The sequence below is a fragment of the Streptomyces sp. NBC_00878 genome (genome assembly GCF_026341515.1).
Lineage (GTDB): Bacteria > Actinomycetota > Actinomycetes > Streptomycetales > Streptomycetaceae > Streptomyces.
The window spans coordinates 2,624,019-2,638,599 of record NZ_JAPEOK010000001.1 but is presented as its reverse complement, the minus strand read 5'-3'; the positions used below and the strand labels follow the sequence as shown (position 1 = coordinate 2,638,599).

At 70.6% G+C, this 14,581-nt stretch carries 12 protein-coding genes; 6 read left to right on the top strand and 6 right to left on the bottom strand.

Going from position 1 to position 14,581, the window contains the following annotated elements:
* Positions 1-164: 164 nt before the first annotated feature.
* Positions 165-620 (bottom strand): MarR family winged helix-turn-helix transcriptional regulator, encoded by a 456-nt coding sequence (locus OHA11_RS10805; RefSeq protein ID WP_266494610.1) that lies wholly within the window; start codon positions 618-620, stop codon positions 165-167.
* A gap of 198 nt (positions 621-818) precedes the next feature.
* Between OHA11_RS10805 and OHA11_RS10800 the strand changes: the two genes are divergently transcribed.
* Positions 819-2,315 carry an MFS transporter gene (locus OHA11_RS10800; protein WP_266494608.1) on the top strand — a complete coding sequence of 499 codons (1,497 nt, stop codon included), beginning with the start codon at positions 819-821 and terminating at the stop codon, positions 2,313-2,315.
* Positions 2,316-2,801: 486 nt separating this feature from the next.
* Here OHA11_RS10800 and OHA11_RS10795 read toward each other — a convergent pair whose 3' ends face one another.
* The gene (locus OHA11_RS10795) at positions 2,802-7,010 is read right to left on the bottom strand and encodes a bifunctional nitrate reductase/sulfite reductase flavoprotein subunit alpha (protein ID WP_266494606.1); all 4,209 of its coding nucleotides are present in this window, start codon (positions 7,008-7,010) and stop codon (positions 2,802-2,804) included.
* Between the two features lie 277 nt (positions 7,011-7,287).
* Here OHA11_RS10795 and OHA11_RS10790 point away from each other — a divergent pair, with 277 nt between their 5' ends.
* From OHA11_RS10790 to OHA11_RS10775, 4 genes are all read left to right on the top strand, one after another.
* Complete coding sequence (locus tag OHA11_RS10790) at positions 7,288-7,677, top strand: cell division protein SepF (protein WP_266494604.1); 390 nt, start codon at positions 7,288-7,290, stop codon at positions 7,675-7,677.
* A 217-nt stretch (positions 7,678-7,894) separates the two neighbouring features.
* Positions 7,895-9,088 carry an ATP-binding protein gene (locus tag OHA11_RS10785; protein WP_266494602.1) on the top strand — a complete coding sequence of 398 codons (1,194 nt, stop codon included), beginning with the start codon at positions 7,895-7,897 and terminating at the stop codon, positions 9,086-9,088.
* Positions 9,085-9,417 (top strand): nucleotide pyrophosphohydrolase, encoded by a 333-nt coding sequence (locus tag OHA11_RS10780; protein WP_266494600.1) that lies wholly within the window; start codon positions 9,085-9,087, stop codon positions 9,415-9,417. Before OHA11_RS10785 ends, OHA11_RS10780 begins: the two co-directional genes overlap by 4 nt.
* Positions 9,418-9,609: 192 nt before the next feature.
* Positions 9,610-10,071: a DUF6099 family protein gene (locus OHA11_RS10775; RefSeq protein ID WP_266494598.1), complete on the top strand. Its 462-nt coding sequence runs from the start codon at positions 9,610-9,612 to the stop codon at positions 10,069-10,071.
* Between the two features lie 91 nt (positions 10,072-10,162).
* On the opposite strand, the gene OHA11_RS10770 is transcribed toward OHA11_RS10775, so the two are convergent.
* Complete coding sequence (locus OHA11_RS10770; protein WP_266494597.1) at positions 10,163-10,327, bottom strand: hypothetical protein; 165 nt, start codon at positions 10,325-10,327, stop codon at positions 10,163-10,165.
* Between the two features lie 236 nt (positions 10,328-10,563).
* Between OHA11_RS10770 and OHA11_RS10765 the strand changes: the two genes are divergently transcribed.
* A complete protein-coding gene (locus tag OHA11_RS10765; RefSeq protein ID WP_266494595.1) occupies positions 10,564-11,490 on the top strand; it encodes an LLM class F420-dependent oxidoreductase in 927 nt (308 codons plus the stop codon).
* 210 nt (positions 11,491-11,700) lie between these two features.
* On the opposite strand, the gene OHA11_RS10760 is transcribed toward OHA11_RS10765, so the two are convergent.
* The 3 genes from OHA11_RS10760 to OHA11_RS10750 all read right to left on the bottom strand — a co-directional run bounded on the left by OHA11_RS10760 (position 11,701) and on the right by OHA11_RS10750 (position 14,576).
* Complete coding sequence (locus OHA11_RS10760) at positions 11,701-12,012, bottom strand: response regulator transcription factor (protein WP_266494593.1); 312 nt, start codon at positions 12,010-12,012, stop codon at positions 11,701-11,703.
* A gap of 508 nt (positions 12,013-12,520) precedes the next feature.
* A complete protein-coding gene (locus tag OHA11_RS10755; RefSeq protein WP_266494591.1) occupies positions 12,521-13,045 on the bottom strand; it encodes an SgcJ/EcaC family oxidoreductase in 525 nt (174 codons plus the stop codon).
* Positions 13,046-13,118: 73 nt separating this feature from the next.
* A complete protein-coding gene (locus OHA11_RS10750; protein WP_266494589.1) occupies positions 13,119-14,576 on the bottom strand; it encodes an aldehyde dehydrogenase family protein in 1,458 nt (485 codons plus the stop codon).
* Between the last annotated feature and the right edge of the window lie 5 nt (positions 14,577-14,581).

Below are 14,581 nucleotides of genomic sequence, written 5' to 3'. Positions count from 1 at the left end.
CGGCTACGGCGGCCGCGGATCGCGGGAAGCTGGAACGCCCGCACGTGCGGTGACCTGCGCGGACGGCCTGCCCCTGGAACGGCGGAATGGGACGTGTGAGGCGTCGTGAAACCGATTTCACGGCTCAACCGCGGGAGTTGAAGGGTTGATCGGGCGCCCCGGGCTCAACTCCGCGGCCAGAGCCGCCCGTCGTGGTGTTCGAGGTCGCGGTTGAGGCGGCTGAGCAGGGCCGCGAACTCCGTGACGTCCTCGGGCGTCCAGTCGGCCACCACCTTCTCCAGTCCGGCGACGTTCTCGGCGCGGTCGGAGCTCAGACGCCGCTCGCCCTCGGCGGTGATGGCGAACTTGCGGGCGACGCCCCCGTCCGGATCGGGGATGCGCTCGACGACGCCGACCCGCAGCATGGCGGCGGTCTGCCGGTTGAGAGTGGAGACGTCCAGGCCGAAGGCGTCGCTGAGCCGGCCGATGGACATCGGCCCCTCCGCCCGGATGCGGCTGAGCAGCAGATAGGCGCTGCGGTCGAGCCGCCCATGGAGACCGCGTGCGTGCGGGGTGAGCAGGTACATGTGGCGCCCGAGCAGCATGGCCTCGAACTCGATCAGGGCGGTGGGCTTGTCCATGCGTGGCTTCCTCGGTTCCTCGGCTCCTGGATCGGCGTCCCGCTGGGGGCAGGCGGCCCTCTCGGTCCGCCCCGCACCCACCGCGAAATATGCATGATGCACTAGGCGTGTATTGTGCACATCCCATGCAGGTCGCATTCCGGCTGACCGGTGCGTCGAGCCCGCCATGGTCCGGAAGCGCAAGAGGGAGAACCCCCAGTGGAAAGTCCTGACAGTTCCAAGGCCGAGTCCCGCTCAGGCGGTGTGGTCGGCATCCTCGCCTTCGCGGGCATCGTGGCCGCGATCACACAGACCCTGGTCGTGCCCCTGATCGGGGAACTGCCGACGCTGCTCGACACCAGCGCCTCGAACGCGTCGTGGGTCATCACCGCCACCCTGCTGGCCGCGGCGGTCGCGACGCCCGTCGCCGGGCGCCTCGGCGACATGTACGGCAAGCGCCGCATGCTGCTGATCTCGCTGATACCGCTCATCGTGGGCTCGGTCGTCTGCGCCCTGTCCTCCTCGGTGATCCCGATGATCACGGGACGCGGTCTGCAGGGCCTGGGCATGGGCGTCGTACCGCTGGGCATCAGCCTCCTGCGCGACGTCGTGCCGGCGGAGAAGCTGGGCTCGTCCATCGCGATCATGAGCGCGTCCATGGGGGTGGGCGGTGCGCTCGGCCTGCCGTTCTCCGCGGCGATCGCCGAGAACGCCAGCTGGCGCGTGCTGTTCTGGGTCGTCGCCGTCCTGGCCTTCGCGGTCGCCACCCTGATCTGGTTCGTCGTGCCCGCGGGCAAGGAGAACACCGCCGCGGGCAGCTTCGACCTGCTCGGCGCGGCCGGCCTCGGCGTCGCACTCGTCTGTCTGCTCCTCGGCGTCTCCAAGGGCGCCGACTGGGGCTGGGGCAGCGGCACCACCCTCGGACTGCTCGGCACCGCGGTCGTCGTCCTGCTGGCCTGGGGCTGGTGGGAGCTGCGGACGCGTGAGCCGCTGGTCGACCTTCGCGTGACCGCCCGCCCGCAGGTGCTGATGACGAACGCCGCCTCGATCCTGGTCGGGTTCGCGATGTACGCCCAGTCGCTGGTCGTGCCCCAGCTGCTGCAGCTGCCCGAGGCCACCGGCTACGGCCTCGGCCAGTCGATGCTGGCCATGGGCCTGTGGATGGCCCCCGCCGGCCTGATGATGATGGTGATGTCCCCGATCGGAGCCAAGCTCTCGGCCGCCTCGGGACCCAAGGTCACCCTGACCGTCGGAGCCCTGATCATCTCCCTCGGCTACGGCATCTCGCTGCCGATGATCGGCACCGACTCCCCCTGGGGGCTGCTCGCCGCGACCATCGTGGCCAACACGGGCGTCGGCTTCGCGTACGGAGCGATGCCGGCCCTCATCATGAGCGCGGTGCCCCAGTCGGAGACCGCCTCCGCCAACAGCTTCAACACACTGATGCGCTCGATCGGCAGCTCCGTGTCCGCCGCCGTGATCGCGGTCGTCCTGGCCCAGATGACCACGGACTTCGCCGGTTTCGCCCTGCCGTCCGAGGATGGGTTCCGGGCCGCCATGCTGATCGGCTGCGGTGTGGCCCTCGCGGCCGCGGCCCTCGCCTTCTTCATCCCGGTCCCGAAGACGGCCGCCCAGCCGGAGCCCGGCACGGCACCGCAGGCAACGTCCGAAGCGGCCGAGTCCGAGACCGAGTCCGAGTCCGAGGTCAAGGCCTGACCGCAGAGCCAGTGGCCTGACCACGGAGGGGTTGGTCAGGCCCACTGAGGCCGAGCCCTGACCACGGAGATCGAGCCCCGACTCCGAGGTTGGGGCTCGCCCCGTACGCCCCTGACATCCGGAGCGTTCGTACGTTGCCGAGGCACGGCGGGCGAGGACGGCCGGGCCCCGTGCCACCGACCAGTAGCGGGACATGCCCTGACCGGTGGTCCCTGACCGGTGGTCAGGGTGAAGTGGGGCCGCGGGCCGGCGCCGCCGAGGTTGGTGGCAGGCCGCGACGGCGGCGGCCACGAGGGGGCGGTGGCTCGCGGCCTGCGCCCACACCGGACGCGTACCGAGGAAGAGGCTGATGTCGGCGAGCAGGGTCAGCAGCCGGTGCCACTGCGCGGGGGCCTCGTCGGGCGACGACACCTTCGAGGGTGTCCGCAGGCCGCCTGCCGACGGCCTGGTCTCTGTCACGTACACGGCACGGGAAGCCAAGAGCTGTCAGTAGACATCCCGCACGTACCGCTTGTCCGCCGCGAGTTGCTTCACGTACGCGGTGGCCTCGGTCTCGCTCAGGCCGCCGTGCGTGACGACGACGTCCCGCAGGGCCTGGTCGACGTCCTTGGCCATGCGGGAGGCGTCCCCGCAGACGTAGAAGCGGGCGCCGCCCTGGAGCCAGGACCACAGTTCCGGACCGTGCTCGCGCATCCGGTCCTGGACATAGACCTTGGCGCGCTGGTCGCGGGAGAACGCCGTGTCCAGGCGGGTGAGGGTGCCGTCGTCGAGGAATGCCGTCAGCTCGTCCTCGTAGTAGAAGTCGGTGGCCCGGTGCTGCTCGCCGAAGACCAGCCAGTTCGGCGCCCGGTGGCCGAGGGCGCGCCGCTCCTGAAGGAAACCGACGAACGGCGCGACTCCGGTGCCGGGTCCGACCATCACCATCGGGGTCGCCGGATCGGCCGGCGGCCTGAAGTACGGGGAGCGCTGCACGAACACCGGTACCGGCGTGTCCACTTCGGCGTCGGCGAGGAAGGGCGAGCAGACACCGCCCCGGGCCTGTCCGGCGAGGTTCTCGTACCGCACGACCGAGACCGTCAGCGACACGAGGTGCGGGTCGACGAGCGGGCTGGACGAGATGGAGTACAGGCGTGGCTGGAGCCGCTTCAGGATCCCGGCCCACTCCTGGGCGCTCGCCCGTACGGGGTGCTCGGTGACGACGTCGACGGCCTGCCGCCCCCAACTCCACTTGGCCAGCCCGTCCTTGTTGTCCGGACGCAGCAGCTTCTTCAACTCCCGGTTGTCACCGGTCCGTTCGGCCACGAAGCGCAGCAGGTCCGGGGTGATCCTGGTGATGTCGAGATGCCGGCCCAGCGCGTCGGCGAGGGAGGTACGGCCAACTCCGTTCACCTCCACGGTGGTTGAGCCGTCCAGCCCGGTGACCTTCACCCATTCCCGTACCAGAGAGGGCGAGTTGACCGGCCGCACGCCGAGCGCGTCCCCGGCCTCGTACGTCAGAGGGGTCTCGCTGTCCCGAGTGTCGAAGGTGAACCTACGTACCTCCTTGCCCGCGCCGGGCAGACTGAGCAGCCGGTTGCCGGTGAGGCGGGCGGTGACGGGGGCGGGCTTCCTCGACGCCGAGGCTGACGCCGAGGCCGACGTCGACGCCGACGGAGCGCTCGGAGCCGACGGGGCAGGAGCGGACACTTGGCCCCCCGGCCCCGGCCCCGGCCCCGACATCGGCCCTGGCCCCGGCCCCTGATCGGGCACGAGCGCGGTGAGTACCTGGTCGAGCCAGGCCTGCGCGGAGGACCCGTAGTCCGGCTCGCAGTCCGTGCGCGGAGCGAGCCGTACCCCGCCCAACTCGTCCAGTCGCCGGTCGAGTCGGCGACCGTGCCCGCAGAAGTCGTCGTACGAGGAGTCGCCGAGGGCCAGGACGGCATAGCGCACGCCGTCCATGCGGGGCGACTGGGGAGTGGCCAGTGCTGCCCAGAAACCGGAGCCGTTGTCGGGCGCGTCACCGTCGCCGAACGTGCTTGTGATCAGCAGCAGATCCGCCCCCGGCGGCAGCGAGCCCGGGTCGGCGTCGTCCATCCCGAGGAGCGTCGCCCGGTGCCCGGTCGCGGTGATCCGCTCGGCCGCCGCGACCGCGAACTCCTCGGCGTTGCCGGTCTGCGAGGCCCAGAGGACGACGACCTCGCGGAGGGGAGTGGCCGGGGTTTGGGGGGTGTCCGCCGTCCGTGAGTACATCCCGGCGAGGACGCCGTTCACCCACAGGGCGTGGTCGGGGCTGAAGGGCGCGTCCGGCGGGAGCACGGGCACACCGGGGGCGCCCGCGGGAATCCCGGCGAGGAAGCCGGTGAGGTACTGGCGTTCCTGGGCGGTGAGGACGGGGGGAGGGGCGGGCGCGAGGCCGAGGGCAGCACCGGCAAGGCCGGCCCCGGAAATGTCAGCCCCTCCGGCGCCACTGGAATTTTCAGCCCCTCCGGTGTTTGAGGAGCGGGGGCCTGGGGGCAGAGCCCCCAGCGGGGTCCGGGGCAGCGCCCCGCTTTCGGGAAGGGGTGGGGTGGGGGAAGAAACCCTCACCACCGACACCGCACACACCTTCAACTCCGGCTGAAACGACAAAGGATCAACGGCGTCACTGGTGACGGCATTGACGCTGAGGTACTCCCCGAACAGATCGTTCCAGTGGAACGGCGCGAACAGACACCCCCTCTGCACCCGGTCCGTCACCACCGCGGGCAACACGGCCCGCCCCCGCCGCGAGGCAACCTCGACCCGGTCACCGTCGGCGACATCGAGCACCGCGGCATCCTCCGGGTGCACCTCCACGAACGGCCCGGGATTGAGCTTGTTGAGCTTGGCCACCCGCCCCGTCTTGGTGAGCGTGTGCCACTGATGCTGAAGCCGCCCGGTGTTCAGCACGAAGGGGAAGTCGTCGTCCGGCATCTCGGCGGCGGGCAGATGAGGCCGCGCGTGAAACACGGCCCGCCCACTGGCCGTGGGAAAAACGGGGCTTCCGGAGTCGACGTACCGGATCGGGTTCCGGTCGGACCCGTCCTCCCGCGCGGCCGGCCACTGCACGGACGTCTCCCGCAGCCGCTCGTACGTCACACCGCGCAGATCCCACCCGGTCTTCGGGTTCCACGCGCGTTTGATCTCCTCGAAGATCTCCTCCGCGCTCTCGTACGAGAACCCCTTCTCGTACCCCATCGCGCAGGCCACCCGCGCGATGAGCCGCCAGTCCGCGAGTGCCTCGCCGGGCGGGTTTACGGCGGCCCGGGCGAGCGTGAGATCGCGCTCGCTGTTGATGAGGACGCCCTCGGTCTCGGTCCACATCGCGCCGGGGAGCACGACATCCGCGTACGCGTTGGTCTCGGTCTCGGCGAAGACGTCCTGCGTGACGACGAACTCGGCGGCTTCCAGCCCCTCGATGACGGTCCGGCGGTTGGCGACCGAGGCGACGGGGTTGGTGCAGATGATCCAGCAGGCCTTGATCTCGCCGTCGGCCATCTTCTGGAACATCTCGATCGTGCCCTTGCCGACCCCGTCCTTGCGGAGGGTGTCGGGCGGCAGCTCCCACAGTTCCTCGACGAAGGCGCGCTCGTCGTCGACGAGTACGGACCGCTGCCCCGGCAGACCGGGTCCCATGTACCCCATCTCGCGGCCGCCCATGGCGTTGGGCTGCCCGGTGAGCGAGAAGGGCCCGGATCCCGGGCGGCAGATCGCCCCGGTGGCGAGATGCAGGTTGACCAGCGCGTTCGTGTTCCAGGTGCCATGTGTGGACTGGTTGAGTCCCATGGTCCACAGGCTCATCCACTCGCCCGCCTCGCCGATCAGCCGCGCGGCCTCGCGGATGTCGGCCTCCGGGATGCCGGTGGTCTCCGCGACGGCCGCGGGCGGGTAGTCGGCGAGGAAGCCGGTCATGGCCTCCCAGCCCTCGGTGTGGGCCGCGATGAAGTCGGGGTCGGTGTGCCCGTTCTCGTGGAGGAGGTGGAGCAGCCCGTTCAGCAGGGCCAGATCGGTCCCCGGCTTGATCCGCAGGAAGAGATCGGCCTTGTCGGCGGTGGCGGTGCGCCGCGGATCGACGACGATCACCTTCGCGCCCGCCGACTTCACCCGGTCCATCATCCGCAGGAACAGAATCGGATGGCAGTCCGCCATGTTCGAGCCGATGACGAGGAAGACGTCCGCCTTCTCGAAGTCCTGGTACGAGCCGGGCGGCCCGTCGGCCCCGAGCGACAGCTTGTAGCCGGTGCCCGCGCTCGCCATGCACAGCCGCGAGTTCGACTCGATCTGGTTCGTCCGTACGAAGCCCTTGGCCAGCTTGTTCGCCAGGTACTGGGCCTCCAGGCTCAGCTGCCCGGAGACGTAGAAGGCGAAGGCGTCGGGACCGTGCTCGTCGATGATCGCGCGCAGCCGCCGCGCGGTCTCGGCGATCGCCGCGTCCACGGGCGCCAGGACCGGCTCCGCCCCGCGGTCGTCCCGTACGAGGGCGGTGGCCAGCCGTCCCGGCGCGGCGAGCATGTCGGCGGTGGTCGCGCCCTTCGTGCACAGCCGGCCGCGGTTCGCCGGGTGCGCCTTGTCCCCGGACGCCTTCAGAACCGTACGCCGTCCGTCGGGGCCCATTCCGATGTCGAGGACCATGCCGCAGCCCACACCGCAGTACGAGCAGACCGTGCGCACCTGCGTCGTGGGGGTGGTGGCGCTCACACGCTGCCTTTCGCCGGGAAACTCGGCTCCCGAGCGTACGAATTGCCCGTTACGCCTGTGTCACGTGACGCGATCATGAGGAGTTACACACGCCACACAACCGCCGTCGGCGAGGTGTGAGGGGACCCATGGGTGTGACGTGGGGGGACCCGTGAGTGTGAGGGGACCCATAGGAGCGCGGGCCGCTGCGGACCGTGTCGCGTTGGGCCGAACGGGTGATCATGCGCAAGAATTGACCGGTGCAGGGAATCAGTGCGAGTCAGGGCGGGGTGAACCGGTGAACAGCCATGACGTCACCGATGAACAGTGGGAAGGGCTCGCCCAGGTCGTACCGCTGCGCGGCCGCGACGCCTGGCCCTCGGCGGTCGACCACCGGTCGATTCCGGAGGCGGAGACAGAGCCGCGACGCCGTTTCGTGGTACTCCGGGTCAGCGTCTTCGGGGACGCCCGCGAGGTCGCCGAGACCTTGATGGCCGGAGTTCCGGTCCTCCTCGACCTCACCAGCGCCGAGACGGACGTCGCCAAACGCGTACTCGACTTCAGTACGGGCGTCGTCTTCGGCCTCGCGAGCGGGATGCACCGGGTCGACCGGAACGTGTTCCTGCTCACGCCACCCGGAACCGAGGTGCGGGGGCTGATGGAGGGGGCGGGGCTTCCCGGGGTGTGACGTGAGGGGTATGACGGGCGGGGTATGACGGGCGGGGCGTGATGCCGGGGGTGCGATTCCGGGGGTGCGATTTCTGGCGTCCGGGGCGGAAGCCTTCGATCCACCCCTCGATCCGGCCACCCCTCGAACCGGCCACCCCTCGAACCGGTCCCCCGATCGTAGGAAGGTTTCCCGGACGAAACGGTTCCGCCCGGTGGCGGAGCCCTACCGTCCGGATATGACCGTGTCATCTCTCGGATCCCCCGCGGAGGCCGAGGTACGTCCAGACCGGCCGAGCGTCACCGAACTGCGGCTCTCCGCGTTCGCCGCGCACCGCCGCGCCGGATTCCCGCTCGGACCGCTCAGCCTCTTCGCCGGACCCAGCGGCAGCGGCAAGTCGAGTGCCCTGCGGGCGTACGAGGCCCTCGCCCGGCTCGGCGGCGGCGCCGAACTGGAGGAGGTGTTCCCGGACCCGGTCGCGTGCGTGCCCGAGCGGGCCCGCCCCGACGCCCAGCGGCGGCGCGGCTTCCGCATCGGCTGTACGGCGGACGGCCCCGAGGGGCCCGTACGGCTCGACGTCGCCGTGCAGGCAGAGCCCGAACTGCGCATCGTGGGCGAGCGGTTGACGGCCGGCGGGCTGACCCTGCTGGAGACCGCCCTGCGCGACCCGAGCCGGCGTGCCGTGCAGGCGGCCTGGTACACGGCGGGCTCGGCCCCGGTGACCCGGGCGCCGCTGCCCGACGACCGTCTCGGTACGCCGCTCCTGCCGCTGCGCGTCGCCGGAAAGACGGATGGCCAGCGTCAAGTCCTCGCCGCCGCCGAGCAGATGGTGGTCGCGCTGCGGTCGGTCTTCGCCTGTGACCCGCTGCCCCGCTCGATGCGTACGGCGGTACCGCTCGGCGCGGGACGGCTGCTGCGCGGCTGCGACAACCTCGCCGAAGTGCTGTGGCGTACGCGGTCGGAGTGCGGGCGGCGGCACGGGCTGCTGGTCGACGCGGTTCGCGCGGGATGCGCGGGACCGGTCCGCGACCTGTTGGCCGAGCGGCAGGCCGGCGGGACCGGCGGGATTGATGGGGTTGATGGGGTTGATGGGACGGTCCAGGCACTGCTGGACCGGGGCGACGGGCTGCGCACGCCGCTCGGGCGGCTGGGGGACGGGGAGTTGAGATACCTCGCGCTGGCCCTGGTGCTGCTCACCGGGCCGGGCGTGCTGGAGGTCGACACGGCGGGGGAGGTGCCCGCGGCACTGCAGACGCTCACCGTGCTCGCCGACGGGTTCGACCGCGATCTGGACGTACGGCAGCGGGAGGGGCTCGTACGGCTGGCGGCGCGGATGTGCGAGCGCGGGCACATCCGGCTGGTGGGAGCCGTGAGCGACGCGTCCTGGGCGGCGGGGGTGGACGGGGTGACGGTGGTAGACCTTGCACCGTGACCGAACTTGATGTGGCGACGTTGCAGCGCAGGCTGGCCGAGTTCGCGGCGGCGCGGAACTGGCAGCAGTACCACACGCCCAAGAACCTCGTCGCCGCGCTCAGTGTGGAGGCCTCCGAACTCGTCGAGATCTTCCAGTGGTTGACGCCCGAGGAGTCGGCCCGGGTGATGGACGACCCGGAGCGGGCTCCTCGTGTGACGGACGAAGTCGCCGACGTGCTCGCGTACTTGCTGCAGGTGTGCGAGGTGCTCGGTATCGATGTCCTTGCGGCGCTCGATGCGAAAATCGACCGGAATGAACGGAGGTTTCCGGTGGGGGACGAGCCCTGACCGCCCTCGGAGGGGACTCCGAAACCCTGTTTGTCACACTCCGGAGTTATCGATCTCTCCACATCCAACTCAGTGTCCACAGATTTCAGACTTCCTCTGGCTTTTCGTCCCGAGGCACCTCACTCTGGGTAGTGGACAGGCGGAGTTCGGGCAGGCGTGTGAATAGCGCGTCGGGACAGACGGGGTCAGCGCATGGACGCGGTGCGACTCATCAGCGCGAGCAGGTGTGCCCTGATAGGGAGCGGGGACGCTCCCGGGATCATGGCGGAGGCCTGGCAGGCACAGGCCCTCGCCCAGGCGATAGGCAGTCGGCTGGCGGTGTCCGGGCCGCCCGAATTACGGGGCGAGGCACTGGGATTGACCGAACTGGCGGGTCGGGGATGCGGGGTCCTGGACGCGCCGGTGCTCGATGTGGGGAGGCTGCGGGCGGCCCAGCTCACCGAGCTCGGCGATGCGCGCTTGGCGCTGCTCGACCTCGGCGGGCTCCTCGGCGAGGTCGGCATAGCCCTCGTCGGGATCGCGTGCGCGGCGGACGACGAGGGGACGTACTGGCAGTGCATGGAGGCCATCGACGCGGCGGACGAGTCCCGGGACCGGGTGTTGGAGATGCTCCGAAGACTCGCGGTACGGGATCAGGGGGCGGCGGCGGGGTAGGGGGCGTTTGTTTCGCCCCTGCCGCCCCTACCCTCCCCCACTCTCGGCTTCGCACGAGCGGGAGAGGGTAGGGGCGGCAGGGGCGAAATCGTCAGGCCTGGTCGGCCCCCTCGGCCGGGGCCGGAGTCGGACGCTCGGCCGACTGTTGGAAGTCGGCGTCGAGTTGCGACAGATCCGCGTTGAGCGCCGCCATCAGCTCCTCCATCTGCTGCAGCAACCCCTTGGGCTGCGACGAGGGAACAGCTTCCTGGGACATGACGGCCTCCTCGGCCTTCGCCCTCCCCACAGGGAGAACCAGCAACGCACCGGCCGACCGCCGGCGACGGGTGCCGGGCGGTCCGGCTCCGCCCGAGCCAACGATCACCGCACAGGCGGGTCACTGGCCCAGGCCCGCCCCAGGCATGCGATTGACGGATTTTCACCCGACCGGGGACGACGCGGACCGGCGGGACCGATGGGGTTGACCGACGTTCGACCGTGCAGGATGGAGGCATGGATCTTCGCATCTTCACCGAGCCCCAGCAGGGCGCCACCTACGACACCCTTCTCGCTGTCGCCAAGGCCACCGAAGACCTCGGCTTCGACGCCTTCTTCCGCTCCGACCACTACCTCCGCATGGGTTCCGTGGACGGCCTCCCGGGCCCCACGGACGCCTGGATCACCCTCGCCGGACTCGCCCGCGAGACCAAGCGCATCCGCCTGGGCACACTGATGACCGCCGGTACGTTCCGCCTGCCCGGCGTCCTGGCGATCCAGGTCGCCCAGGTCGACCAGATGTCCGGCGGCCGCGTCGAACTGGGCCTGGGCGCGGGCTGGTTCGAGGAGGAGCACAAGGCATACGGCATCCCCTTCCCGAAAGAGAAGATCGCCCGCCTGGAGGAGCAGTTGGCGATCGTCACCGGGTTGTGGGAGACGAAGGTCGGCGACACCTTCAGCTTCGACGGCACGTATTACCAGCTCGCCGACTCGCCCGCGCTGCCCAAGCCCGCACAGTCCAAGGTGCCGGTGCTCATCGGCGGCCACGGCGCCACCCGCACGCCGCGCCTCGCGGGCCGCTACGCCGACGAGTTCAACATGCCGTTCGCGTCGGTGGAGGACAGCGAGCGCCAGTTCGGCCGGGTGCGGGCTGCCGCGGAGGAGGCCGGCCGCAAGGGCACCGACCTCGTCTACTCCAACGCGCTCGTCGCCTGTGTCGGCAAGGACGACGCGGAGGTCGCCCGCCGTGCCGCCGCGATCGGCCGCGAGGTCGAGGAGTTGAAGGCGAACGGCCTGGCAGGCTCCCCGGCGGAGGTCGTCGACAAGATCGGCCGGTATGCGGCGGCGGGCGCCCAGCGGATCTACTTCCAGATCCTCGACCTCGACGATCTGGACCACCTGGACCTGATCTCCTCCCAGGTGCAGTCTCAGCTGCGGTCCTAGCTGCGGTCCCAGCTGCCGTTCCAGCCGCAGGTGACCGGAGTTGCCGCGCTCCCCGCCATCCGCCGACCGGTGCCCATCGCGACTTCGTCCCGGTCCCGGCCGACGGAACTCCTCGACCGGGCCGGGACCGGGACGGAAGACGGGACCGACGCCGCGAGCGTCCCCGGTGCCGGTGCCGGTGCCGGTGCCGGTGCCTGTGTTGCGGCTGCCTCAACAGCCGGTGAGCAGACCCGCGTCGTGGGCCAGGACGGCTGCCTGGACGCGGTTGGCGCAGCCGGTGCGGGTCAGGATCCGGCTGATGTGGGCCTTGACCGTACCGGCGCTCATGTACAGCTGGTCGGCGATCTCCGCGTTGGACAGGCCTGTGCCGAGCAGCCGCAGGACATCCCGTTCGGCCGGGGTCAGTTCCTCGGTCCTGCGCAGGGCGGCCTCGGTGTCACGGCCCGACCGCACGTGCCGTTCGAGCAGTTGACGGGTGATCCGGGGCGCGAGGACCGGTTCGCCCTTCGCCGCGAGCTGCACGGCACGGATCAGTTCGGCGGGACCGGTGTTCTTGAGGAGGAAGCCGCTCGCCCCGGCCCGCAGGGCGCTCGCCTCTGCCCCGGCACCACGGATCCGCCGGAAGGAACGGTAGCCGCGGCGGGGAGGGCCGCAGTTCGGCGGCCCCCGATGTCACGCGCCCGGCCGCGGACCCAGCTCCGCCCGCAACGCGACGGTGTCCACCCGCGCGGCGGCCAGCAGCCGTCCGACCGTCCGGCCCTCGTCCCCCGCCTCCGAGTCGACCGCGAGTGCTTCGAGCAGCGCGGCCAGCAGGTGGACCGTACCGACCGTGGGCGAACCCTGTTTTGCCCGAGTCGACCACTTGCCGACGCCTGCTCGACTTCATGGACGCCGTCTTGATGGCGTCGGGCCTGCCGCCTCGCCAAGCGCCGCCGCAGTACAGCCCGGCCACCCTTGTGGGCTCCGGTGCGTCGGAGCCCACAAGTTGTCGACGTGAACGTCGAACTGTTGGAGCGGCAACCGTAGTTGGCTATGCCGACGGCAGGACCGACGAGAAGCTGTAGCGGGCGAGCTTCCAGTGGGTGTGATTCCTGTGCAGGACGAACAGTTCGTGGTTGCTGCTCGGGAGCTGTGTGCCGTTGGCGAGGACGGTGGCGGTGCCGGTCGAGGAGCTTCGCAGGAACGCCCAGTCGGGAGACACGACGTTCACCTCGGCGACCTCGAAGGTGAGGCTGAGGCGGAGCGTCTGGAACAGGCCCGCGTACGTCGCCCGGACGGCATCGATGCCGACCGCGGTCGGGGCCTGCGGCGGCAGGAACACGGCGTCGTCGGTGTACAGCCGCACCACGCCTGCGACATCACTGGCGTTGAGTGAGCGCTCGTAGTTCTTCAGTACTTCCACGATCTCGGCGCACTGCTGTGTCTTGAGTCGGTTCTGCCGATGCGCATCCGACGTTTGGGCCTCTGCGGAGGCAGCGGGGACGAACGTGCCGAGGGCGGCGGCGCCGAGGGTCACGGCGGCGCTCTTGCGGAGTACGGTACGACGGCTTGTCATGACGTGACTCTTTCTGGAGGACGCCCAGGGCCGTGCTCGGCTCTGAGCGGGGTGGTTGTGGTCGGCGGTGGTTTCAGGCGGTCCGGGGTGCGAGGTGGACGAGGTGTTTGATCTCCTGGAATTCCTCCAGTCCACGGCGGCCGTTGAGCCGGCCCACGCCGCTCTGCTTGAAGCCGCCTTCCGCGAACTGGTCGAGGACGACGGCCCAGGTGTTCGTCCACACGGTGCCCGCCTTGAGTTCGCGTCCCACCCGCAGGGGGCGGTCGGCGTCGCGGGTCCAGATGCTGGCGGCGAGGCCGTACTCGGTGGCGTTGGCAAGTGTGACGGCGTCGGCCTCGGTCTCGAAGACCTCGAAGGTGGCGACCGGGCCGAACACTTCCTGTTGCACGATCGGGCCGGTGGGGTCGGTGACTTCGACCAGACTGGGCAGATAGAACGCCTGACCGGCCAGGGGACCCTCGGTGACGAGTCCGCCGCGTACCAAGGTCTTCCCGTAGGCGGCGCTGTCCTGGACGAACCGGTCGACGCGCTCGGCACTGGCGCGGTCGATCATGGGACCTATCTCGCTGGTCGGGTCGTCGCCGGGGCCCGCTTTGACGGCGGACAGCGCGGCGGACAGGCGTTCGCGGAGCGCGTCGGCGATCCCGCTCTGGGCGAGGACCCGGCTGCCCGTCATGCAGAACTGGCCGGCGAAGGTCGTCACGGCCTTGGTCAGTACCGGGACCACGGCGTCGAGGTCGGCGTCGTCGAAGACGATCATCGGGCTCTTGCCGCCGAGCTCCAGTGACACCGGCTTGAGGGTGGCCGCGGCCTCGGCCATGATCAGCCTGCCGACCTTGGTGCTGCCGGTGTAGCTGACCACGTCGACGTCGGGTGAGGAGACCAGCAGGGGTGCGCCGTCGTTGCCCGATTCGGTGAACGCGTTGAGGACGCCGGCGGGCAGGCTCTCGGTGGCGGCGATGATCTCGTAGAGCAGCCCGTTGGTCAGGCCGGTCTGGCCGGGCAGTTTGAGCGCGACCGTGCAGCCGGCGGCCAGGGCGGGGGCGAAGGAGCGCACCGCGAGGACGACCGGGGAGTTCCAGGGCGCGATGACGCCCGTGACCCCGACGGGCTCCTTCAGCGCCATCGAGTACAGGCCGGGTTTGCTCTCGGCGGCGCTGCCGAGATCGGTGAGGGCGAGGGCCGCGTAGTAGCGCAGTTTCGGAATGGTCAGGTCGATCTCGAACGCGGCCTCCCCGAGGACCTTGCCGTTCTCTCTGGCCAGGAGTTCGACCAGTTCGTCCCGGCGGGCAGCCATCCGGTCGGCCAGCTCGAAGAGCGTGGCGGCGCGCAGGTCGCGGTTGCGTGACCAGTCCCCGGTGTCGAAGGCCCGGCGGGCGGCGGCGATCGCGGCCGTCGCCTCGTCGGCTCCGCCGTCGGCGAAGGTGCCCAGGACTTCACCGGTCGCGGGATTTCTCGACTCGCCGACCGTGGCGGAGTCGACCCACCGGCCGTCGATGAAGTTTCTGGCGTGCGGTGCGGAAGTGGACATCGTTG